We start from the raw sequence: 19,839 nt of genomic DNA, 5'->3' as shown, positions 1-19,839 counted from the left end.
CGGTGTGGACCGGGGCCGCCAGGGGTGGAGCGTCACGCCATCCGGTCGCCACCCACACGACGCGGCCACCATCGACACCCCGCCGTGACCGCCCACGCCGTACGGCGACCGTCCACGCCGCACGGCGTCCCTCCACACTTCAGCGGGACCGTCCACACCGTACGGCGACCGTCCACGCCGCACGGCGTCCCTCCACGCTTCAGCGGGACCGTCCACACCGTACGGTGACCCTCCACGCGGTATTGCGTGTGGAAGGTCCACGCGGCCTGTGCAACGTCACCCAGTGGTGTGGAACGTGCCGGCGGGAGCGAGGCGCCGCGTTGCACGGACACGCCCTGTCGGTATCGAGATGTTCCGCAAGCTGCTCGACGAGGGCTCCGGCATTGACATCGTTGTCTGGGGCGGCTTTGATACATGCTCAAGCCCTGCTGAAACGTTTCCAAGCCGCCTTGGCCGGACCGTCGAGAGCGGGCTGGTTCCACCTCGAACAGCCCTGCCGCCACGAAGCACCTCGAGGAGATGTTCATGGTCCTACGTCCCTTTCTGCGCGTCGCGCTCGCCGCGGCGGTGATGCTGTCCTGCGGGCTGGCATCGCCCACGGCCGGCGCCGCCTCCGCCGATGCGAACGACGCGGCCGGCGCGCCTGGTGACGCGCCGGCCGCCGTCGCGCGCGCCCGCGTCGCCGCCGACCAGCTGATGAGTTCGTACGAGCCGAACAAGGCCTGGTTCCCGTCCAGCTGGTGGAACTCGGCCGTCGCCCTGCAGACGATCGGCGACTACATGCAGCGCACCGGCGACCGCCGGTACCTCTGGCACCTCGACAACACGTTCGAGAAGGACAAGGGTGCCTTTCCGGCCGGGTACCTGTCCGGCGACGAGCTGTGGGGCAACTTCACCAGTCGCGCCATCGACGACTCCGAGTGGTGGGGTCTGACCTGGATCCAGGCGTACGACCTCACGAAGGACCGCAAGTACCTCGACATGGCGGTGACGATCGCCCGCTTCGTCGAGGGCTACTGGGACGACACGTGCGGTGGCGGTGTCTGGTGGAACGGCGAACGCACGTACAAGAACGCCGTCACCAACGGCCTGTGGATCCGCCTGACCGCCGAGCTGCACAACCGCCTGCCGGGCGACAAGTACTGGCTCGGCCGCGCGAAGCAGGGCTGGAACTGGTTCAACGCCAGCGGGATGACGAACGCCGACGGTCTGGTGAACGACGGCCTCAACGACAACTGCGAGAGCAACGGCGACACGGTCTGGACCTACAACCAAGGTCTCGCGATCGGCGCCGGCCTCGAGCTCTGGCGCGCCACCCGCGACCCGAAGCTGCTGACCACGGTCCGTCGGCTGGCCGACGCCGCGATCTCGCCGGGCGGCCTGGTCACCGACGGCGTGCTGACCGAGTACTGCGACGCGCCCGGCCGGATCTGTGACGACAACGGCAAGCAATTCAAGGGCATCTTCCTGCGCTACTGGATGGACCTCGCCGACACCACCCATGACCGCCGGTACGTCGACTTCGTCAAGAAGCAGGCCACCACGATCTGGGAGCAGAACCGCGACGCCTCCGACCGGCTCGGCGTGCACTGGTCCGGTGCCACCCCGAACGTCTTCGACTGGCGTACTCAGGCCAGTGCGCTCAGCGCGCTGATCGCGGACGTGCCGAAGCAGGCGCCGCTGCGGTCGTTGTCCGCGACAACGGATCCGGCGCTGCCCGTCGTGATGCCGGCGACCGGTGCGACGACTCAGCAGAAGATCAAGGTCGACGTCCAGGCCACTGGTCCGGTCGGTGACCGGATCAAGGCCGACGTGAAGGCGACCGCTCCGGCCGGCTGGACGGTCACCCCGAGCCGCTCGACCGTGACCTTGCGGACGCGCGGCAACGCCGTACCGGTGCAGACGTCGGTCGAGCTCGACGTGACGATCCCCGCGGGGACGGCGGACGGCCTGCACTCGGTCACGGTGACGGCGACGTCGAAGTCGCTCCCGTCGTACAGCACGCGCGCCGACGTCCTCGTCGCGCACGACGCCGACTTCGACACCGGTACGCCGGCCGAGGTGCCGTGGTTGTACGACGCCGACGGTTCGCAGAGCAACGGCGTACAGAACCGGTTCGCCGACGGCAATTCGTACTTCGTGTACCGCTTCCCGTTCCCGTCCGACGCCACGTCGGCGTCCGTCGCGCTGACCATCGACAACTCGTACGTCGTCGAGGTCAGCGGTGACGGCGAGAACTGGACCGAGGTGGCGCGCGAGGCCAACGAGGTCCACGACGGTGAGAACAAGGCCACGCTGACCTTCGACCTGACGCCGTACCTGGGCGCCGGGAAGGCCGGCTACGTCAAGGTCTCGGACTCGTTCCCGAACGACGGCTGGGGCGGCCGGGTGTACCACGTCACGGCGTCGTACCAGTAACAGCTAGGCAGCAGCGCGATCGTCCACCGGGCGGCGGCGCAGGCTCGCGTCGAGGACTGCGGGAGTGTCGTAGTCCATGTCGAGGCGGCCGACGTCGGTGCCCGGTGGCACGATCTTGTCGATCTGGTCGAGGACGTCGTCGGCGAGGACGACGTCCGCACCGGCCAGCGCGTCGTCGAGCTGTTCCATCGTCCGCGGACCGATGATCGCGGACGTGACCGCCGGATGCGCAATCGTGAACGCCATCGCCAGATGGGTCAGCTTGAGCCCGGCCGCGTCGGCGACCGGCATCAGCTGCTCGACCGCCTCGAGCCGGCGCGGGTCGGACATGTGCTTGAAATGCGCCGTCCGGCTGAGCTCCTCGGGTGACCGGCCGGTGAGCTGTCCCTGCGCCAGTGGGCTCCAGACCAGTACGCCGAGACCGTACTTCTGCGCCATCGGCAGCACCTCGCGCTCGATACCCCGGTCGAGGATCGAGTACGGCGGTTGCTCGGTGCGGAACCGTTCGTACCCGCGGCGCTCGGCGACCCACTGCGCCTCGACGATCTCGCTCGCCGGGGTCGTCGACGAACCGATCGCGCGGACCTTGCCGCTGCGCACCAGGTCGGTGAGCGCGGACAGCGTCTCCTCGATGTCGGTGTCGGGGTCCGGGCGGTGCATCTGGAACACGTCGATGTAGTCGGTCTGCAGCCGACGCAGCGAGTCCTCGACCGCGGTCATGATCCAGCGCCGGGAGTTGCCGCGCTGGTTCGGGTCCTCGCCCATCGGCAGGTTCGACTTGGTGGCCAGGACGATCCGGTCGCGGCGGCCTTTGAGCGCCCGGCCGACGATCTCCTCGGATTCGCCGTGCGAGTACATGTCCGCGGTGTCGACGAAGTTGATCCCGGCCTCGAGTGCCTTGTCGACCATTCGCAGCGACTGCTCGTAGTCGTTGTTGCCGACGGCACCGAACATCATCGCGCCGAGGGCGTACGGGCTGACCTTGATGCCGGTCCGCCCGAGAGTGCGGTAACGCATGTGGTTCTCCTCCTTGGGTTACCTCCACTGTTGCCGTGGCGCGGGTGGGGGAGAAGGTCCACTTCATCCACGGACAGGTTGTCCCTGGATGGCGTTGGGGCGGTCACGCATGATGGAAGACGTGATCGATCGAGACGGGCTGGCCGATTTCCTTCGCCGGCGCCGCGAGCTGCTCCGGCCGGCGGACGTGGGGCTTCCGCCCGGTGCGCGCCGCCGTACGCCGGGATTGCGCCGTGAAGAGGTCGCGCAGCTGGCGGGGATGTCGACCGACTACTACTCACGTCTCGAGCAGTCCCGCGGTGCGAACCCGTCGGAGCCGATCGTGGCCGGGCTGGCCCGCGCTCTGCGGTGCAATCTCGACGAGCGCGACCACCTGTACCACCTGGCCGGCTTCAGTCCGCCGCTGCGGCGGGCCGACCGGCACATCCCGCCCAGCCTGATCTCCCTGGTCGAGCGGCTGACCGACATCCCGGTCGCGATCACCACGGACATCGAGGACGTGCTGTGGCAGAACCATCTGGCCGAGATCGTCATGGGCGCCCGTCTCGGGGTCGGCGTGGGGCGGAACGTCACCTGGGCCTGGTTCACCGAGCCGGAGACGCGCCGACTGTTCCCTGAGGAAGACTGGGCGGCGCATTCGGCGGGGCACGTCGCCTCGCTACGCGCCACGCACGCTCGTCGTCGGGGCGACCGCGATGTCACCGAGCTGGTCGACAACCTGCTCGCGGCGAGCCCGGAGTTCCGCGCGCTGTGGGAGGAGCACAGAGTCACCGGCAGTGCCATGGCGAGCAAGCGGATCCTGCACCCGGAGGTCGGCGTTCTCGATCTCAGCTGCGAACTGCTGCTGACCCCGGAGGCCGACCTGCGGATCCGTGCCTTCGTCCCACTCGAAGGCACCGACGCCCGCGAGAAGCTCGAGCTCCTCCGCGTGATCGGCACCCAAACCTTCGCCTAGGGCGGGTTTGGGTGGTGCCGGAGGCCGGCGATCAGCAGGTCGAGGAGACGTTCGGTCTGCTCGCGCTGCTGATCGGGGGCGGCGGTGAGGACGGCTCCCGCCATGGCGGCCACGACGTCGTCCGCGGGAACGTCGTCCCGCAGTACGCCGGTCCCGGCATCGAGAAAGTGCTGGATCGCCTCGGCCAGTCGCCGTCGGGTCTCGACCTGCCGAATAGCGCCGGAGGCGACCATGTTCCGCAGGTCGAGCCCCATGACCCGCTTGGAGTCGACCCAATCGAGGTACCGGTGCATCCACGCGCGGAGCGCCTCATCGGGCGCATGGTCGGCGGCCAGTCCGGGTGCGGCGTCGCAGAGGCGGTCGAGTTCGGTGCGATAGACCGCCTCCAGCAGGGCCTCCCGGGTGGGGAAGTGGCGGTACAGGGTCGCCACCCCGACACCCGCGCGCGCGGCGACCTTGTCGAGTGACAACTTCGGTGCCTCGCCGTCGCGGGCAGCCGCCGCCAGGTCGGCCAGCTCGCCCGCGGCCGCGACCACGATCTGCTCACGTTTGCGCACCGCGTCCGCTCGCATAAGTGGAGAATCCTCCATCTAGTGTGTACCGTAATCGGAGAAATCTCCGTTTACACGACTCTATCGCGAGGACACCAGTCATGACCTCTGACCGACCGGGTGGAACCGTCAAACTCGGACCGTACGAGATCGGCCGCATCGGGTACGGCGCGATGCAGCTCGAGCACGTCGACACCGCCGCCGCCACCGCCGTCCTGCGCCGCGCCGTCGAGCTCGGCGTCAACCACCTCGACACCGCGTCGTTCTACGGCGACACCACCGTGAACCGGCACATCCGCGCCGCGCTGCATCCGTACCCGGACGAGCTCGTCATCGTCAGCAAGGTCGGCGCCCGGCATGTCGACGCCCCGGTGCCACTCACCCTTGCGCAACGCCCCGCGGAGCTGCGAACCCAGATCCAGCTGGACCTCGACTCCCTCGGCCTCGAGCAGATCCCGGTCGTCAACCTCCGCCGCGCCGACCAGGGGCCGGGGCTGATCGCCTCCGGCGACCAGGTCGTCCCCATCGACGACCAGCTCGCCGAACTCATCGCCCTGCGCGACCAGGGCCTGATCGGTGCGATCGGCCTCAGCAACGTCAGCCTCGACCAGCTCGAGCATGCGCTCCCGGCCGGCATCGTCTGCGTCCAGAACTCCTACAGCCTCCTGGACCGCACTTCGGAACCCCAACTCCAGACCTGCGCCACCCAGGACATCGCCTGGATCCCGTACTTCCCACTGGGCTCCGCCTTCGCCCAGATCCAGTCCCCGACCGAGCATCCCGCCGTCCAGGACCTCGCCGCCCGTCTCGGCGCGACCCCGGCAGCGGTCAGCCTCGCCTGGATCCTGGCGCACGAGGACCACACCGCCCTGATTCCCGGCACCCGCACCATCGCCCACCTCGAAGACAACCTCCGCACCGCCCAGGTCCCCCTCGACGACAACGCTCTCGCGATCCTCGACGCCGTCGCCTGACGACAGCTGCCCCGGTCCCGGCAGGTGTGGACCGGGATACCGGTGTCACGGGCGGGAGGTTCGTCCGGTCAAAGGGATGTGGAGTGAGGGTCGAGTCGCAGGTAAGGACGGGAATCACCGGGTTTCACCGGGGCGGACCGACACCGGTACGCCAGGCCGGAAGCAGAGAGCGACTGGACCCGCTCGTCACCCTCCTCCACTCTCAGCGCAAGGCCTTGCGGAGGACGTGGACCGCCTGCTCGATCGCGGCTGTGGCGGCGGCTGAGGACCGCAGTGGGTTGAGCATCATGAAGTCGTGGATCGTCGCGTTGTAGCGGACTGTCGTCGTGCGTACGCCGGCTTCGACGAGGCGACGTCCGTAGGCCTCGCCCTCGTCGCGCAGCACGTCGTTCTCGTCGACGACAAGGAACGCGTCCGGCAGCCCGGCGAGGTCGTCGAGTGACGCGCGCAGTGGCGACGCAGTGATCTCGTCGCGGCGGGCGCGGTCGGGAAGGTACGCGTCCCAGAACCAGGCCATCGACTTGGCGAGCAGGAACGGTCCGTCGGCGAACTCGCGGTAGCTGTCGGTGTCCTGCCCGGCATCGGTGACCGGGTAGTAGAGCGACTGGTGGCAGAACGCCACGTCACCACGCTGCTTGGCCATGAGAACAACTGCGGCGGCCATGTTGCCGCCGACCGAGTCCCCAGCGACTGCGAGGCGGGCCGGGTCGAGACCTTCGTCCACGCCGTACGCCGTGATCCATCGCGCGGTGGCGTAGGCCTGCTCGATCGCGACCGGGTACCGCGCCTCGGGGGAGCGGTCGTACTCGACGAACGCGACCGCGGCGCCGACCCCGGTCGCCAGGTCCCGGACGAGGCGGTCGTGGGTCCCGGCGTTGCCGAGAACCCAGCCGCCGCCGTGCAGATACAGGATCACGGGCAGCGGACCGGCGGTACCGAGCGGCCTGACGATCCGCACCCGGACGTCACCGACCTCGGCAGCGACGACGACCCATTTCTCCTCGACCTCGGGGAGCTCGATCGGCTCCGATTGCACCGTGTCCAGGACCTTACGGGCCTGATCGGGGGTCATTTCGTAGAAGTACGGCGGATTCGCTGTCGCATCGGCCAACTCTTGTGCCGCGGGCTCCAGGTAGTGCTTGCTCATTCGGGTCTCCTTCAGATCGGTGCGGAAATGTCGTCAGCGGGTCGCGCGGACCGCCGAGTGACGACTCGGGTGACGGCGGTGGGGTCGGTGATCAGACCCAGATGGCCGGCCCTGAAGCGGACGACGGTCGCTCCCGCCTTCGCCGCCATGTCGCGCTGCGCCTGCTCGGGGATGACCCGGTCCTGGGTGCCGATGAGGTACCAGCTCGGAATCGTCTGCCAGGCGGGCGTGCCGGACGGCTCGTTGAGGGCGCCGAGGGTGATCGGTCGCTGAGTGGCCCAGCGGGCCTTGGCCTTGGCGCGGCCGAGTCCGGTGGCGAACGAGGTCAGGAACGTCGACTGTTTCAGGTAGACGTCGCTGTTCGCGGTCGGCGGCAGGTGCGCCGGGACGAAGTCGAAGATCGTGGTCGGGTCGGACACCGACAGCGCGGACTCCGGGCCGGCCAGCTCCGCGACCGTCTCGCCCTCGGCGGGTACCGAGCCGTTGACGAACACGAGCGCTTGTACGTCGGGATCGCCGGTCGCGGCGTTGGTCACGACGCTCGCGCCGTACGAGTGTCCGACGAGTGCACGGCTGTCGTACCGAGCGTGAGAGTTCCGGCCAGCAGCGCGGCGCGGAGCCGGCGGCGGCGCGCCCGGCGCCGAGCGGAGTGGGTTGAGGCAGTCATGGTGGCGTCCTGTTCTGAAGTAGGGACTGACGGGGAGGACGACCGGGGACCTGGACAGCGCGTGACAGGTACGCCGGCCGCCGCCCGCCCACCCCGTGGTGACCACGGACCGACCACGAACTCTCGTGGCGCGAGGCACAGCGCGGTGGAGCCACCGTGAACAGAACGCACCGTTCACGACGAGGGAGCCAGCCGATGCCCGCCGACCCGCCGGACACACCCACTGCAGATGCCGACATCGAGGTGGCAATCGAAGTCTTCCTCGCGGAGCGGTCCCGCCTGATCCGGATCGCCCGCCGGATCCTCCGCAACCCCGAAAGCGCCGAGGACGTGGTGCAGGAGACGTGGCTGCGGTGGCAGCGCACCGACCGAAACGCGGTCAGGAATCCCGCGGCGTTCCTGGCGACGACCACGACCCGTCTGGCGCTGAACGTCGTGCAGTCGGCGCCGTGCCGACGCGAGGCTCCGACGGACCCGGCGCTGGTGACCGTCATGGACGCCGCCGACCCGACCCGGCCGGCGGAGCAGACCACCGCGGTCGAAGAAACGCTGTACCTGTTGATGCGCAGACTGCGTCCGGCCGAACTCGCGGCCTATTTGCTGCGCAAGGGCTTCGACCGACCGTACGGCGACATCGCGGTCCTCCTGCACACGAATGCGGTCAACGCACGTCAGCTGGTGCGCCGGGCCCAGGAGCATCTGGGCGGCGACCGGGTCCGTGAGTTCTCACCGGACGCGCACCGGGACCTTGTCGTCGCCTTCCTGGCCGCCGCCCGCGAGGGCGACTTCACCGACCTCGACCAACTCCTGCTGGGCGCGCTACGGCACCCGCGGCCTGCGGAGCTGCGGGTTGCCTGACGCTCGCTGCGTGCATCCCGACGGCAACGTCAGGCGGCCGGATCCGCGCTATCGTGAGCAGTCCGATGCGTCACCTGCCGTGATGGGCGTCGTCCATGACCGATCTGCATTCGCCGGCGGCCCTGCTGGGCCGTGATCGAGAGCTGTCCCAGTTGCTGACCCTCGTTCGACATGCCCACGCGGGCCGCAGCGGCACGCTGGTCGTGACCGGCACCGCGGGGATCGGCAAGACGGCGCTGCTCGACCGGCTCGCCACACTGGTTGCCGGGGACATGCGAGTGGTCCGCATGGTCGCGGCCGAGAGCGAGATGGAGCTGACCTACGCGGGGCTCCAGTTGTTGTGCGGTCCGCTGATGCCCTCGGCGGAGGGACTTTCGGCGCCGCAGCTGGAGGCGTTGGACGCGGCCTTCGGCCTGCGTGGATCCGAGGCGCCGAACCCGCTTGTCCTGAGCCTCGCGGTACGCAATCTGCTCGAACGCGCGGCCGGCGCCGGCTCCTTGCTCTGCATCATCGACGACGCCCAGTGGCTCGACAACGTCTCGGCGAGAACGATCGCGTCGGTCGCGCGCCGGTTGTCGGACGAGAGGATCGCGTTGGTGATGGCCAGCCGCCGGCAGGCGCCACCCCTCGACGACCTGCCGCATCTGACGGTCACGGGTCTCGCGGACCACCACGCGCGTGCGCTGCTCCGCGGCGCGCTGGCGGGAGCGATCGACGAACGGGTGGCCGACCAGCTCATCGTCGAGTCGAGCGGAAATCCACTGGCGTTACGGGAACTGCCCCGGTCGCTGAGCCCCTCCGACCTGGCCGGCGGGTTCGCCCTGGCAAGTTCGATCCCACTCGAGAGCCGCATCGAGCAGAGCCTTCTCGCGCAGTTGGCCACGATTCCCGCGGCGACCCACACGCTGCTGTTGCTGGCTGCCGCCGACCCGACCGGGGACACCGGGCTGCTGTGGCGTGCCGGGGCGATCCTGGGGCTCGGCCCGGAGCACCTGGATCACGCCCAGCAGGTGGACGCGCTCGTGGTGTCAGGGCGCGTCAGCTTCCGGCACCCCTTGATCCGTTCCGCGATCTACCGCTCGGCGTCACCCGCCGAGCGGCGGGCGGTGCACGCCGCCCTGGCCGATGCGACGTACGAGGAGCGGGACCCGGACCGACGAGCCTGGCACCGGGCGAGCGCCACGGTGCTGCCGGACGAGGACGTCGCGGACGGGCTCGTGCGGTCCGCCGATCGGGCCCGGACACGCGGCGGAATGGCTGCCAGTGCGGCCTTCCTGGAGCGCGCCGCCGAGCTCACTCCGGATCCTGAGGTCCGCGCCGACCGGGTCCTGGCCGCTGCCGAGTCCAAGCTGGACGCCGGCGCGGCCACGGACGCACTCCGGCTCGTCAACACCATCCGGGACCTGTCCACGTCACGGCAGGAAGCCATGGTGGACCATCTGCGGGCGCGAGCTGAATACGCGCTGCGAAGGGATCGAAGTGCGCCGCGCCGGTTGCTCCGGGCGGCCCAGGCGCTCGAACCGTACAACCCTCAGCTCGCGCGTGACACCTACCTCCTGGCCCTGACGGCCGCGACCTACGCGGGCAGGCTCGGCGAACCCGGCGCAGCCAAGGAGATCGCGGCCGCGGTGCTCGCGGCGACCGACGACGATCGGCTGCCGAGCGCGGGTGATCTCATCCTTCGCGGGCAGGCATTGCTGTGCGGTGAAGGTCCGGCGGCCGCCCGTTCGACCGTACGGCAGGCGATCGACGCCTTCCGGACCGCGCCGGCCGGGGCCGGTGAACTGCAGCGGATGTGGGTCGGCGGGCGTGCCGCCCAGGACGTCTGGGACGCGGACGGACTGCGTGCGCTCGCCGAGCGTCAGGTCGAGGTGGCGCGGTCGACCGGGGTCCTGACGGTGCTGCCGATGGCGCTCAACCTCTTGATGGTGGTCCGGACGTTCGACGGTGACCTGGACGAGGCCGAGCGGATCTGCGACGACATCGACGCGATCCTGTTGATCACCGGGCATTCGCTGCCGCCGTACGGGCGGGCCTTCCTTGCCGCCTACCGCGGCCGGGTCGAGGAGGTCGAGCTCCGCGCCGCCGAGCTCCGTGCCGACGCGCAGGCGCGCGGCGAGGGCTACGGCTTGACTGTCGCGAACCTGGCCGAGGCCCTGGTGTACAACGGCGCCGGACGGTACGAGGAGGCGGTGGCGTCGGCGCGGGGTGAACTGCCGTACGCGCACGAACTGGGCCACGCGATGCGGACCCTGCTCGAACTGATCGAGGCGGCGACCCGTACCGGTGAGAAGGCGTTGGCGGAGGTGGCCTACGAGCAGCTCACGCTGGTCACGCCGCCGAGGGGTGAGAGCGACTGGTCGGACGCCTTCATGGCGCTCGCGCAGGCGCAGCTGTGCGACGGGGACGAGGCCGCGCGGCTCTATCAACGGGCGATCGAACTCTTCGGGCTCATCCGCGTTCCGATGCTCCGGGGCCGCGGCCAGTTGCTGTACGGCGAGATGCTGCGTCGGCAGGGACGACGGATCGAGGCCCGCGACCAGCTCCGCGCGGCGTTCGACGTCCTGACGAAGTGTGGGATGGCCGGATTCGCCGACCGGGCGCGGCGGGAGCTGAACGCGACGGGGGAGAGAGTGCGTCCGCGGACTGTGACCACGACCGAGGAACTCACCGACCAGGAACTCGCCATCGCTCAGCTGGCCCGGGACGGGCTGACCAACCGGGAGATCGGTGCCCGGCTGTTCATCAGCGCGCACACGGTCGATTGGCACCTGCGCAAGGTGTTCACCAAGCTCGCCATCAAATCGAGGAAGGAACTGCACCTGGCCCTCCGAGGTCCACGGGCGTAGCCCGGCGTTGTCACAAGGCCCGGGGCCGGCCTGTCATCCCAGAGAGATCTCCGACGGCGAGATCCCTGGATGATTGGAGTTCTTGATGATCCCGTTCTCCCCGAGAGCAACCGCGGACGAGGTGCTCGCCGGTGTCGACCTCTCCGGTCGCACAGTGCTGATCACCGGGGGAGCATCGGGCTTGGGTCTGGAAACGGCGCGTGCGCTGGCTCGTGCCGGGGCCGACGTCACCGCTGCGGTGCGCAGGCCTGCACCGGCGAGCGCCGTACGGCAACTGTCGCTGGACCTGGCCGATCTCGCGTCGGTGGGCCGCTTCGTCCAGGCGTGGGACCGGCCGCTCGATGTCCTCGTTGCCAACGCCGCAATCATGGCGATCCCCACGCGGCAGACGACCCGGGCGGGGTGGGAGCTTCAGCTGGCAACCAACTACCTCGGGCACTTCGTGCTCGCTCTCGGGCTGCACCGTTCCCTCGCGGAGGGGGCCGAGGCGCACGGCGAGGCGCGCCTGGTCGTCGTCAGCTCCGGAGCGCACCGGACTGCCCCGCTCGACCAGCAGGATCCCCAGTTCGAGCGTCGCCCGTACGACCGCTGGGAAGCCTACGGCCAGTCCAAGACCGCGGACATCCTGTTCGCGGTCGAGGCGGCCCGGCAGTGGTCGGCCGACGGGATCGTCGCCAACGCGCTCAATCCCGGCTTCATCAACACCGGCCTGCAGCGCCACGTGGACGCCGAGACCATGCGAGCCCTCGGCGCGATGGATGCCGACGGCAACCTCATCGAGGGCGACCACTACAAGACGCCGCCCCAGGGAGCCTCCACCTCCGCTCTCCTGGCCGGCTCCCCGTTGGTCGCCGGCATCAGCGGGCGCTACTTCGAGGACAACCAGCAGGCCGAAACTCTGGCCGAAGGCGACCACGGCGTCGCCCCGCACGCGGTCGACCCAGCCACGGCGGAGTGGTTGTGGAAGTACGCCGCGGACGTGACATGACGGATGGCCGGTCCCAGGGGAGGGAACCGGCCATCCGTTGCCGAAGCCGATCTACCGGGGCCGAGCCCGGTCACCGATCAGACGTCGTAGTACAGCTCGAACTCGTGCGGGTGCGGGCGAAGCTGGATCGGGGCGATCTCCTGCTCACGCTTGAGGTCGATCCAGGTCTCGATCAGGTCCTCGGTGAAGACGTCGCCCTCGAGCAGGAAGGCGTGGTCGGCCTCGAGGGCGTCGATCACGGCCGGCAGCGAGGTCGGGACCTGCGGGATTCCCGCGTGCTCCTCCGGCGGCAGCTCGTACAGGTCCTTGTCGACCGGGTCGACCGGCTCGATCTTGTTGCGGATACCGTCCAGGCCGGCCAGCAGTTGGGCCGCGAAGGCCAGGTACGGGTTCGCCGACGGGTCGGGGCAGCGGAACTCGATCCGCTTCGCCTTCGGGTTGGAGCCGGTGATCGGGATCCGGATGCAGGCGGAGCGGTTGCGCTGCGAGTAGACCAGGTTGACCGGCGCCTCGAAGCCCGGCACCAGGCGGTGGTAGGAGTTCACCGTCGGGTTGGTGAAAGCCAGCAGCGACGGGGCGTGCTTGAGCAGACCGCCGATGTACCAGCGGGCGGTGTCGGACAGGCCGCCGTACCCGGACTCGTCGTAGAACAGCGGGTCGCCCGCGCTCCACAGCGACTGGTGGCAGTGCATACCGGAACCGTTGTCACCGAAGATCGGCTTCGGCATGAAGGTCGCGGTCTTGCCGGCCGCCCAGGCGGTGTTCTTGACGATGTACTTGAACTTCATCACGTTGTCGGCCGACACCAGCAGCTCGTCGAAGCGGAAGTTGATCTCCGCCTGACCCGCCGTACCGACCTCGTGGTGGGCGCGCTCGACGACCAGGCCGGAGCGCTCCAGCGCCAGCGTGATGTCGTCGCGCAGGTCGCCGAAGTGGTCGGTCGGCGCGACCGGGAAGTAGCCACCCTTGTAGCGGACCTTGTAGCCGCGGTTGCCGCCGTCCTCGACCCGGCCGGTGTTCCAGGCGCCGGCGACGGAGTCGATCGAGTAGTGGCCGGAGTTGGCCTTGGTCTCGAAGCGGACGTCGTCGAAGACGTAGAACTCGGCCTCCGGCGCGAAGAACGCGGTGTCGGCGATACCGGTCGACTTCAGGTACTCCTGCGCCTTCCGGGCGATGTTGCGCGGGTCGCGCGAGTACGCCTCACCGGTCAGCGGGTCGTGCACGAAGAAGTTGATCGCCAGCGTCTTCGTCCCGCGGAACTCGTCGACGAAGGCGGACGTGGGGTCGGGCAGCAGCTTCATGTCGGACTCGTGGATCTGCTGGAACCCGCGCACCGACGACCCGTCGAACATCAGGCCTTCTTCGAAGACCTCGGGTCCGAACGACGACACCGGGACGGTGAAGTGCTGCATGATGCCGGGCAGGTCGCAGAAGCGGACGTCGATGATCTCGACGCCTTCGTCCTTGACGTAGGCGAGCAGCTCCTCGGCGCTGGAAAACATACGTACTCCTAGGGTGGCTCAGAGATTGCATCTGAACGTAGGGCCCGCCGGTTTCTCCGTCGTGACCCTGATGTTTCGCGGATGTTACGCCCAGCGTGTCCGCGCTGACCCACTGGTGTACGCCGGTCACGCCCTGAGATCTCGCAGCCGCTGTCGACCGGCTGCCGACCGGTTGCGGCCCGCTCGGGGCATGTCCGTAGGCTAGACATCATGGCATCATCCCCGGCGGCCGCAACCGGACCCACCGAAGAATTCCGTTACCCGGGCAATCGGCTGGGCCTGCCCGCGGACGGTTCGGGCTCGGTCGCGAGCTGGGGCCGGCGCGTGCTCGCGCTGATCGTCGACTGGCTGATCGCGGGCCTGATCGCGTCGGTGCTGACCGGCCGGCCGATGTGGGCGGGCGGGAACTCGTACAGCCTGACGCATTCGGCGATCTTCTTCTTCGTCACCGCAGTCCTAACCGCGCTGCTCGGCGGCACCATCGGCCACCGGATCTGTGACCTGCGCGTCGCCGTGGTCCGGGACCAGAAGGTGCACACTGTGCCACCGGGCATTCTCCCCAGTGTCGTCCGCGCCCTGCTGATCCTGCTGGTCATCCCCGCGGTGGTGTTCGACCGCGACCGCCGCGGCCTGCACGACCTCGCCGCGAAGACGATCGTCGTACGCCGCTAGACCGCGTCAGCGCCGGGTCAGGAGCAGCTGGACGTCGTCCAGGTAGCCGGTCCGGAAGCCGGCCTCGGAGTAGGCGAGGTAGAACTCCCACATCCGCCGGAACGTGTCGTCGAAGCCGAGCGCCGCGATCGCCGGCCACCGGTCGATGAACCTGTTCCGCCAGACCCGCAGCGTCCGCGCGTAGTCGCCGCCGAGGTGCCGGATCACCTCGGCGCGCAGGCCGGTGTGCTGCGCGGTGACGTCCTCGATCACCTTGATCGACGGGATCAGCCCGCCGGGGAAGATGTATTTCTGCACCCAGGTGAACGTGTTCCGGGTGGCGAGCATCCGCTCGTGCGGCATCACGATCGCCTGCACGACGCCGACCCCTCCGGGCGCGAGTCGCCGCTCGATCGCGTCGAAGTACACCGGCCAGTACTTCTCGCCGACCGCCTCGATCATCTCCACGCTGAGGACGGCGTCGAACTCGCCGATCTGGTCGCGGTAGTCCCGCAGCGCGACCTGTACGCGGTCGCCCACCCCGGCGTCGGCGACGCGGCGCTGCGCGAGCAACGCCTGCTGGGACGCGATGGTGATCGCCGTCACCCACGCGCCGCGCTGGGCGGCCCGGATCGCGAGACCGGCCCACCCGCAGCCGATGTCGAGCACGCGGGACCCCGAGCGCACCCCGGCGGCGTCGAGGATCGAGTCGAGTTTGCGCAGCTGGGCCTGGGTGAGCTCGTCGTACGACGCAGTTGCGAGGTCCGCCGTGGCGTCGCCGGCACCGAAGTACGCCGCGGAGTACGTCAGCGTCGGGTCCAGGAACTCCGAGAACATCGCATTGCTCAGGTCGTAGTGGCGGCTGATGTTCTCGCGGGCGCCGGCCCGGTCGTTCTCCTGCTCGCCGGGCTGCGACTTCGTCACCAGCCAGCGCAGCGACTGCGCCCACTTCGGCAGCAGATGCCGGGTCTCCTCGTTGCTGAACCGCTCCGCGAACGGCACCAGCAGATCGGCCAGGTCGGTGCCCGGCTCCGGATCCCAGTCGCCGGCCAGGTATGCCTCGCCGAACCCGGATCCGGCGTCGTGCCCGAGCCGGTCCAGGAAGGCCGCGGTCCGGTGCACCCGCATCGCGGGGCCGCCCAGACCGTACGACCGGTTGCTGTCGAGATGGATCGTCGCGGGCAGGTCTTTGGCGATCATCCGGATCGCGGTGGCCGCGCCGTACCGACGGACCGGATTGGTCCGCGGACGGGCCAGCGTCGGCCACGCGTCGGCGGCCGGTTCGTGCACGGCGGGCTGTGCTCGCGGCATCAGATCCGTCATCTCAGCTGTTCCCCTAATCCGTCCTGGTCGCACCCTAAGGGCAACCAGCCTCCCCACGGCGCATCTCCGAACAGATCAACTGCCGACCCAGCCGGTTGGTTACCGCCTGGTCACGATGCGGTCACCGGCCGCGCATGGCCTGGCGGGCCCCCTTCAGGCTGGTCGGCACCGGCCCCTTGGGCATCGGCACCTGCGGGCGGACCGCGTCCAGCGCCTTCAGCCGCTGCAGCAGGTCGGTGATCTCCGACGGCTGCAGCACCGCCGGGAGCTTCATCACGTGCTTGGTCAGCTTGCGGATGTCGACCGCGTCCTCGCCCTGACCGGCGATGATCTGGGTCACCGGCGCGCCGCCGGCGACCCGGGCGTGCTTCTTGGCCTCGGCCGCGAGCAGGTTCTTCACGCGGGTCGGGGCGCCCTCGCCGACCAGGACGATGCCCGGGCGGCCGACCACGCGGTGCACGATGTCCTGGTTCTTGGTGACGGCGACGGCGGGCGTCACGTTCCAGCCGCGGCGCAGCGTCTGCAGCGCGGACGCCGCCGCACCGGCCTGGCCCTCGATCTGGTTGTACGCCGCCTTCTCGACCTTGCGGCCGAACACGATGGTGGCAGCCAGGAAGCCCAGCGCGACGCCGAGCGGGATCCACACCAGCAGCGGGCCGACGAAGATCCCGCCGAGCACGGCCAGCGCGACGATGCCGAAAAAGATCCCGGCCAGCACCAGGCCGACCAGGGGCTCGGACTTCTTGGTCAGCTGGTACGCCGACCGGATCTGCTTCAGCCGGCTGGTCTTCGCTTCAGGGGCGTCGTTCTTGGCCATCTCTACCCTTTGTCCTGTTGTGCTTCGGCGGTACTGCTGTGTACGTCGGAGCTTGTGTCCTACTGCTGCGCGCTGTTCATCCGTGACTCGACGGCCTGACGGTACAGCCGACCGGCCCGGTACGACGAACGCACGAGCGGACCGGACATGACTCCGGCGAACCCGATCTCCTGCGCCTCGGCGTCCAGTTCGACGAACTCCTCGGGCTTCACCCAGCGCTCGACCGGGTGGTGCCGGACAGACGGCCGCAGATACTGCGTGATCGTGATGATCTCGCACCCGGCGGCGTGCAGGTCCTTCAGCGCCTGGCTGACCTCGTCACGGGTCTCACCCATGCCGAGGATCAGGTTCGACTTGGTGACCAGGCCGTAGTCGCGGGCCTGGGTGATGACGTCCAAGGAGCGCTCGTACCGGAAACCGGGCCGGATCCGGCGGAAGATCCGCGGCACGGTCTCGACGTTGTGCGCGAACACCTCGGGCCGCGACGAGAACACCTCGGCGAGCTGCTCGGGGACCGCGTTGAAGTCGGGCGCCAGCATCTCGACGCCGGTGCCCGGGTTCAGCTCGTGGATCTGGCGGATGGTCTCGGCGTACAGCCAGGCGCCGCCGTCCTCCAGGTCGTCGCGGGCGACGCCGGTCACGGTCGCGTAGCGCAGGCCCATGGTCCGCACCGACTCTGCGACCCGGCGCGGCTCGTCGCGGTCGAGCGCCTCCGGCTTGCCGGTGTCGATCTGGCAGAAGTCGCAGCGCCGGGTGCACTGGTCCCCGCCGATCAGGAAGGTCGCTTCGCGGTCCTCCCAGCACTCGAAGATGTTCGGGCAGCCGGCTTCCTGGCACACGGTGTGCAGCTGCTCGGACTTCACGAGCTTCTGCAGCGCCTGGTACTCCGGGCCCATCTTGGCGCGGGTCTTGATCCACTCGGGTTTGCGCTCGATCGGGGTCTCCGCGTTGCGCACCTCGAGCCTGAGCAGTTTCCGTCCTTCTGGGGCGATCGTCACGCCTCCCAGGGTACGCGCCGCGGCTACGGGGCCGTTCCACCCCCAGGATGATCCGCCCGGCGCCGATCCCCCCGTAGGCTGAGGAGAATGTGGACACGTCCCGCGCCGAGCGCTCGTGAGCAGCGTGCCGACATCCTCCTGGGGCTCGGCATGGCGGTCGCGGGCGCGTTCGCGACCGAGCTGGCCCGCGGCGCCTACCCGAGCCAGGTCGACCTCGGCATCGGCGGCGTCGAGCCGTACGTGCTGAGCGCGGCGGTCGCGCTGCCGCTGTGTTTCCGCCGCCGCTGGCCGGTCCCGGTGCTGCTCGCGGTCGCGGTGCTGTTCGTGGTGAACGGCGAGCGGGCGATGTTCGCGTACGCCGGGAACCTGGTCACCCAGGCGACGATGTTCATGGCGATCTACGCGGCGGTGGCGTGGGCCCGTGAGCGGCGGGCGATGAAGGCCGCGATCGTCGTGGTGTTCGTGGGGATGTTCGCCTGGCTCACGATCGGGTTCGTCGAGGCGCTGCGCAACAACGCCCTCGACGGGCCGAACCGCGCGTTGTTCTCGCCGTACGTCTCCGGCGTGATCCTGACGCTCGCGCTCAACGTGCTGTACTTCTTCGGCGCGTACTTCTGGGGCCGGACCTCGTGGGCGATCGCCCGGCAGCGGCAGGAGCTGCAGCAGCAGGCGGCGGAGCTGTCCGCGCAGCAGGAGGCGAACGCACGGCGCGCCGTGATCGACGAGCGGCTGCGGATCTCCCGGGAGCTGCACGACGTCGTCGCGCACCACATCAGCAGCATCGGGATCCAGGCCGGCGGCGCGCGGCGGGTGATGGACACCGACGCGGACGCGGCGAAGAACGCGCTGAACGTGATCGAGGAGTCCAGCCGGACGGCGGTGAACGAGATGCGCCAGCTGCTCGGCATGCTCCGCTCGGCCGACCCCGAGATCGAGGTCGGCGCGCCGGACCCGAAGGAGCCGCAGGCGGGCGCGGACCGGCTGCCGGCGCTGATCGCGGAGGCGAACAGCCTCGGACTCGAGGTCGGGTTCCACCAGATCGGGGCCCCGGCCGAGCTGCCGAAGACCGTGTCGGTGTCGGTCTACCGGATCGCGCAGGAAGCGCTCTCGAACGTCCGCAAGCATTCCACGGCACGGAGCGCCCATCTCACGCTGCGTTACCTCGGTGACGCCGTGGAGTTGGAGGTGATCGACGACGGGCGGCCGAAGCACGCACCGGTCGGTAGCCGGCTGGGGCACGTCGGCATCCGGGAGCGGGTCGGGCTGCTCGGTGGCGAGGCCGAGATCGGCCCGCGGCCCGTGGGAGGATTCCGGGTCCGGGTGCGGATTCCGCTGAACGGACCGCTGCAGATCCCTGACGCAGTCCGCGATCCAGGGGAGAGGATCCCTGGCGCAGTCAGCGACCCGGGGGAGAGTAGGACCGCGAGGCCGATGGGGGTGGCGAGTGACTGACGACCCGTTGCGGGTGCTGCTGGTCGACGACCAGGACCTGGTCCGGGCCGGATTCCGGATGATTCTGTCGGTCGAGCCGGACCTCGAGGTGGTCGGCGAGGCGTCGGACGGCGAGAAGGCGATCGACCTGGCGCTGGCGCTGCGCCCGGACGTCGTACTGATGGACGTCCAGATGCCTGGGATGGACGGAATCACGGCGACCCAGCGGATCGTCGCGGAGGACGCCGGGAAGGTGGTGATCCTGACCACCTTCGACCGGGACGACTACCTGTTCGAGTCGCTCGGCGCCGGGGCGAGCGGGTTCTTGCTGAAGAACACCGCGCCGGAGGACCTGGTCGAGGCGATTCGGATCGTGCACTCCGGCCACGCGCTGCTGGCGCCGGAGGTGACCCGCCGCGTCATCAAGCGGTTCGCCGGCGGGGCAGAGCGGGTGTACCGGCCGGACCTGCTCGCCGACCTCACCGAGCGGGAACGCGAGGTCCTGGGCCTGATCGCCCGCGGCCTGACGAACACCGAGATCGCCGCCCAGCTGTACGTCGGTGAGGCGACCGTGAAGACCCATGTGTCCCGCGTGCTGCTGAAACTCGGCCTGCGCGACCGCGTCCAGGCGGTCGTGTTCGCCTACGAATGTGGATTGGTGACGCCGGGCGACGACCCGGTCGGGTAGTCCTC

Annotated in this window: 18 protein-coding genes; 9 read left to right on the top strand and 9 right to left on the bottom strand. The window is 69.6% G+C overall.

Features of this window, described 5'->3' with window-relative positions; genetic code table 11:
- Positions 1 to 525 precede the first annotated feature (525 nt).
- Positions 526 to 2,418, top strand: coding sequence for a glycoside hydrolase family 76 protein (locus AB0B82_RS21665; protein WP_360171198.1), 1,893 nt, complete (start codon positions 526 to 528; stop codon positions 2,416 to 2,418).
- A 3-nt stretch (positions 2,419 to 2,421) separates the two neighbouring features.
- Here the strand turns inward: AB0B82_RS21665 and AB0B82_RS21660 are convergent, their stop codons facing one another.
- Positions 2,422 to 3,435 (bottom strand): aldo/keto reductase, encoded by a 1,014-nt coding sequence (locus AB0B82_RS21660; protein WP_360171195.1) that lies wholly within the window; start codon positions 3,433 to 3,435, stop codon positions 2,422 to 2,424.
- A gap of 121 nt (positions 3,436 to 3,556) precedes the next feature.
- On the opposite strand from AB0B82_RS21660, the gene AB0B82_RS21655 reads away from it, so the two are divergent.
- Positions 3,557 to 4,390 (top strand): helix-turn-helix transcriptional regulator, encoded by an 834-nt coding sequence (locus AB0B82_RS21655; RefSeq protein ID WP_360171192.1) that lies wholly within the window; start codon positions 3,557 to 3,559, stop codon positions 4,388 to 4,390.
- On the opposite strand, the gene AB0B82_RS21650 is transcribed toward AB0B82_RS21655, so the two are convergent.
- Positions 4,387 to 4,962, bottom strand: a complete 576-nt coding sequence (locus tag AB0B82_RS21650) for a helix-turn-helix domain-containing protein (protein ID WP_360171189.1) — start codon at positions 4,960 to 4,962, stop codon at positions 4,387 to 4,389. The two genes, AB0B82_RS21655 and AB0B82_RS21650, sit on opposite strands and share 4 nt — an antisense overlap.
- 80 nt (positions 4,963 to 5,042) lie before the next feature.
- On the opposite strand from AB0B82_RS21650, the gene AB0B82_RS21645 reads away from it, so the two are divergent.
- On the top strand, positions 5,043 to 5,915 hold the full coding sequence (locus AB0B82_RS21645; RefSeq protein WP_360171186.1) for an aldo/keto reductase: 873 nt from the start codon (positions 5,043 to 5,045) through the stop codon (positions 5,913 to 5,915).
- Positions 5,916 to 6,117: 202 nt separating this feature from the next.
- Here the strand turns inward: AB0B82_RS21645 and AB0B82_RS21640 are convergent, their stop codons facing one another.
- Genes AB0B82_RS21640 through AB0B82_RS21630 form a run of 3 tightly spaced genes read right to left on the bottom strand, consistent with a single transcriptional unit; the run spans position 6,118 to position 7,729 of the window.
- Entirely contained in the window at positions 6,118 to 7,062 is a 945-nt protein-coding gene (locus AB0B82_RS21640) for an alpha/beta hydrolase (protein ID WP_360171183.1), read from the bottom strand.
- Positions 7,063 to 7,073: 11 nt separating this feature from the next.
- Positions 7,074 to 7,598 carry an alpha/beta fold hydrolase gene (locus AB0B82_RS21635; RefSeq protein ID WP_360171180.1) on the bottom strand — a complete coding sequence of 175 codons (525 nt, stop codon included), beginning with the start codon at positions 7,596 to 7,598 and terminating at the stop codon, positions 7,074 to 7,076.
- Positions 7,595 to 7,729 (bottom strand): hypothetical protein, encoded by a 135-nt coding sequence (locus AB0B82_RS21630; protein WP_360171177.1) that lies wholly within the window; start codon positions 7,727 to 7,729, stop codon positions 7,595 to 7,597. Before AB0B82_RS21630 ends, AB0B82_RS21635 begins: the two co-directional genes overlap by 4 nt.
- Positions 7,730 to 7,924: 195 nt before the next feature.
- On the opposite strand from AB0B82_RS21630, the gene AB0B82_RS21625 reads away from it, so the two are divergent.
- The 3 genes from AB0B82_RS21625 to AB0B82_RS21615 all read left to right on the top strand — a co-directional run bounded on the left by AB0B82_RS21625 (position 7,925) and on the right by AB0B82_RS21615 (position 12,424).
- Positions 7,925 to 8,587 (top strand): sigma factor, encoded by a 663-nt coding sequence (locus AB0B82_RS21625; protein ID WP_360171174.1) that lies wholly within the window; start codon positions 7,925 to 7,927, stop codon positions 8,585 to 8,587.
- A 95-nt stretch (positions 8,588 to 8,682) separates the two neighbouring features.
- Positions 8,683 to 11,436, top strand: a complete 2,754-nt coding sequence (locus tag AB0B82_RS21620) for an AAA family ATPase (RefSeq protein WP_360171171.1) — start codon at positions 8,683 to 8,685, stop codon at positions 11,434 to 11,436.
- A gap of 85 nt (positions 11,437 to 11,521) precedes the next feature.
- On the top strand, positions 11,522 to 12,424 hold the full coding sequence (locus AB0B82_RS21615; protein ID WP_360171168.1) for an SDR family NAD(P)-dependent oxidoreductase: 903 nt from the start codon (positions 11,522 to 11,524) through the stop codon (positions 12,422 to 12,424).
- Positions 12,425 to 12,501: 77 nt separating this feature from the next.
- Here the strand turns inward: AB0B82_RS21615 and glnA are convergent, their stop codons facing one another.
- A complete protein-coding gene (gene glnA, locus AB0B82_RS21610) occupies positions 12,502 to 13,926 on the bottom strand; it encodes a type I glutamate--ammonia ligase (protein WP_360171165.1) in 1,425 nt (474 codons plus the stop codon).
- Between the two features lie 210 nt (positions 13,927 to 14,136).
- On the opposite strand from glnA, the gene AB0B82_RS21605 reads away from it, so the two are divergent.
- Positions 14,137 to 14,598 carry an RDD family protein gene (locus AB0B82_RS21605; protein WP_360171162.1) on the top strand — a complete coding sequence of 154 codons (462 nt, stop codon included), beginning with the start codon at positions 14,137 to 14,139 and terminating at the stop codon, positions 14,596 to 14,598.
- A 6-nt stretch (positions 14,599 to 14,604) separates the two neighbouring features.
- On the opposite strand, the gene AB0B82_RS21600 is transcribed toward AB0B82_RS21605, so the two are convergent.
- From AB0B82_RS21600 to lipA, 3 genes are all read right to left on the bottom strand, one after another.
- Positions 14,605 to 15,900: a cyclopropane-fatty-acyl-phospholipid synthase family protein gene (locus tag AB0B82_RS21600; RefSeq protein ID WP_360171159.1), complete on the bottom strand. Its 1,296-nt coding sequence runs from the start codon at positions 15,898 to 15,900 to the stop codon at positions 14,605 to 14,607.
- 121 nt (positions 15,901 to 16,021) lie between these two features.
- On the bottom strand, positions 16,022 to 16,717 hold the full coding sequence (locus AB0B82_RS21595) for a DUF4191 domain-containing protein (RefSeq protein WP_360171156.1): 696 nt from the start codon (positions 16,715 to 16,717) through the stop codon (positions 16,022 to 16,024).
- 59 nt (positions 16,718 to 16,776) lie between these two features.
- A complete protein-coding gene (lipA, locus tag AB0B82_RS21590; protein ID WP_360171153.1) occupies positions 16,777 to 17,715 on the bottom strand; it encodes a lipoyl synthase in 939 nt (312 codons plus the stop codon).
- Between the two features lie 87 nt (positions 17,716 to 17,802).
- Here lipA and AB0B82_RS21585 point away from each other — a divergent pair, with 87 nt between their 5' ends.
- Positions 17,803 to 19,167: a sensor histidine kinase gene (locus tag AB0B82_RS21585; protein WP_360171150.1), complete on the top strand. Its 1,365-nt coding sequence runs from the start codon at positions 17,803 to 17,805 to the stop codon at positions 19,165 to 19,167.
- Positions 19,160 to 19,834, top strand: a complete 675-nt coding sequence (locus AB0B82_RS21580) for a response regulator transcription factor (protein WP_360171147.1) — start codon at positions 19,160 to 19,162, stop codon at positions 19,832 to 19,834. The genes AB0B82_RS21585 and AB0B82_RS21580 overlap by 8 nt, the downstream gene beginning before the upstream one ends.
- Positions 19,835 to 19,839 lie beyond the last annotated feature (5 nt).

Source organism: Kribbella sp. NPDC048915 (assembly GCF_040649595.1).
Lineage (GTDB): Bacteria > Actinomycetota > Actinomycetes > Propionibacteriales > Kribbellaceae > Kribbella.
This window is presented reverse-complemented; position numbering and strand designations above follow the sequence as displayed.

Excerpts from the sequence above, each read along its gene's own strand:
- AB0B82_RS21625 (WP_360171174.1), top strand. The coding sequence starts at position 7,925 with ATGCCCGCCGACCCGCCGGACACACCCACTGCAGATGCCGACATCGAG.
- AB0B82_RS21620 (WP_360171171.1), top strand. The coding sequence starts at position 8,683 with ATGACCGATCTGCATTCGCCGGCGGCCCTGCTGGGCCGTGATCGAGAG.
- AB0B82_RS21595 (WP_360171156.1), bottom strand. The coding sequence starts at position 16,717 with ATGGCCAAGAACGACGCCCCTGAAGCGAAGACCAGCCGGCTGAAGCAG.
- glnA (WP_360171165.1), bottom strand. The coding sequence starts at position 13,926 with ATGTTTTCCAGCGCCGAGGAGCTGCTCGCCTACGTCAAGGACGAAGGC.
- AB0B82_RS21645 (WP_360171186.1), top strand. The coding sequence starts at position 5,043 with ATGACCTCTGACCGACCGGGTGGAACCGTCAAACTCGGACCGTACGAG.
- AB0B82_RS21615 (WP_360171168.1), top strand. The coding sequence starts at position 11,522 with ATGATCCCGTTCTCCCCGAGAGCAACCGCGGACGAGGTGCTCGCCGGT.
- AB0B82_RS21640 (WP_360171183.1), bottom strand. The coding sequence starts at position 7,062 with ATGAGCAAGCACTACCTGGAGCCCGCGGCACAAGAGTTGGCCGATGCG.
- AB0B82_RS21650 (WP_360171189.1), bottom strand. The coding sequence starts at position 4,962 with ATGCGAGCGGACGCGGTGCGCAAACGTGAGCAGATCGTGGTCGCGGCC.
- AB0B82_RS21630 (WP_360171177.1), bottom strand. The coding sequence starts at position 7,729 with ATGACTGCCTCAACCCACTCCGCTCGGCGCCGGGCGCGCCGCCGCCGG.
- AB0B82_RS21600 (WP_360171159.1), bottom strand. The coding sequence starts at position 15,900 with ATGACGGATCTGATGCCGCGAGCACAGCCCGCCGTGCACGAACCGGCC.
- AB0B82_RS21665 (WP_360171198.1), top strand. The coding sequence starts at position 526 with ATGGTCCTACGTCCCTTTCTGCGCGTCGCGCTCGCCGCGGCGGTGATG.
- AB0B82_RS21605 (WP_360171162.1), top strand. The coding sequence starts at position 14,137 with ATGGCATCATCCCCGGCGGCCGCAACCGGACCCACCGAAGAATTCCGT.
- AB0B82_RS21660 (WP_360171195.1), bottom strand. The coding sequence starts at position 3,435 with ATGCGTTACCGCACTCTCGGGCGGACCGGCATCAAGGTCAGCCCGTAC.
- AB0B82_RS21585 (WP_360171150.1), top strand. The coding sequence starts at position 17,803 with ATGTGGACACGTCCCGCGCCGAGCGCTCGTGAGCAGCGTGCCGACATC.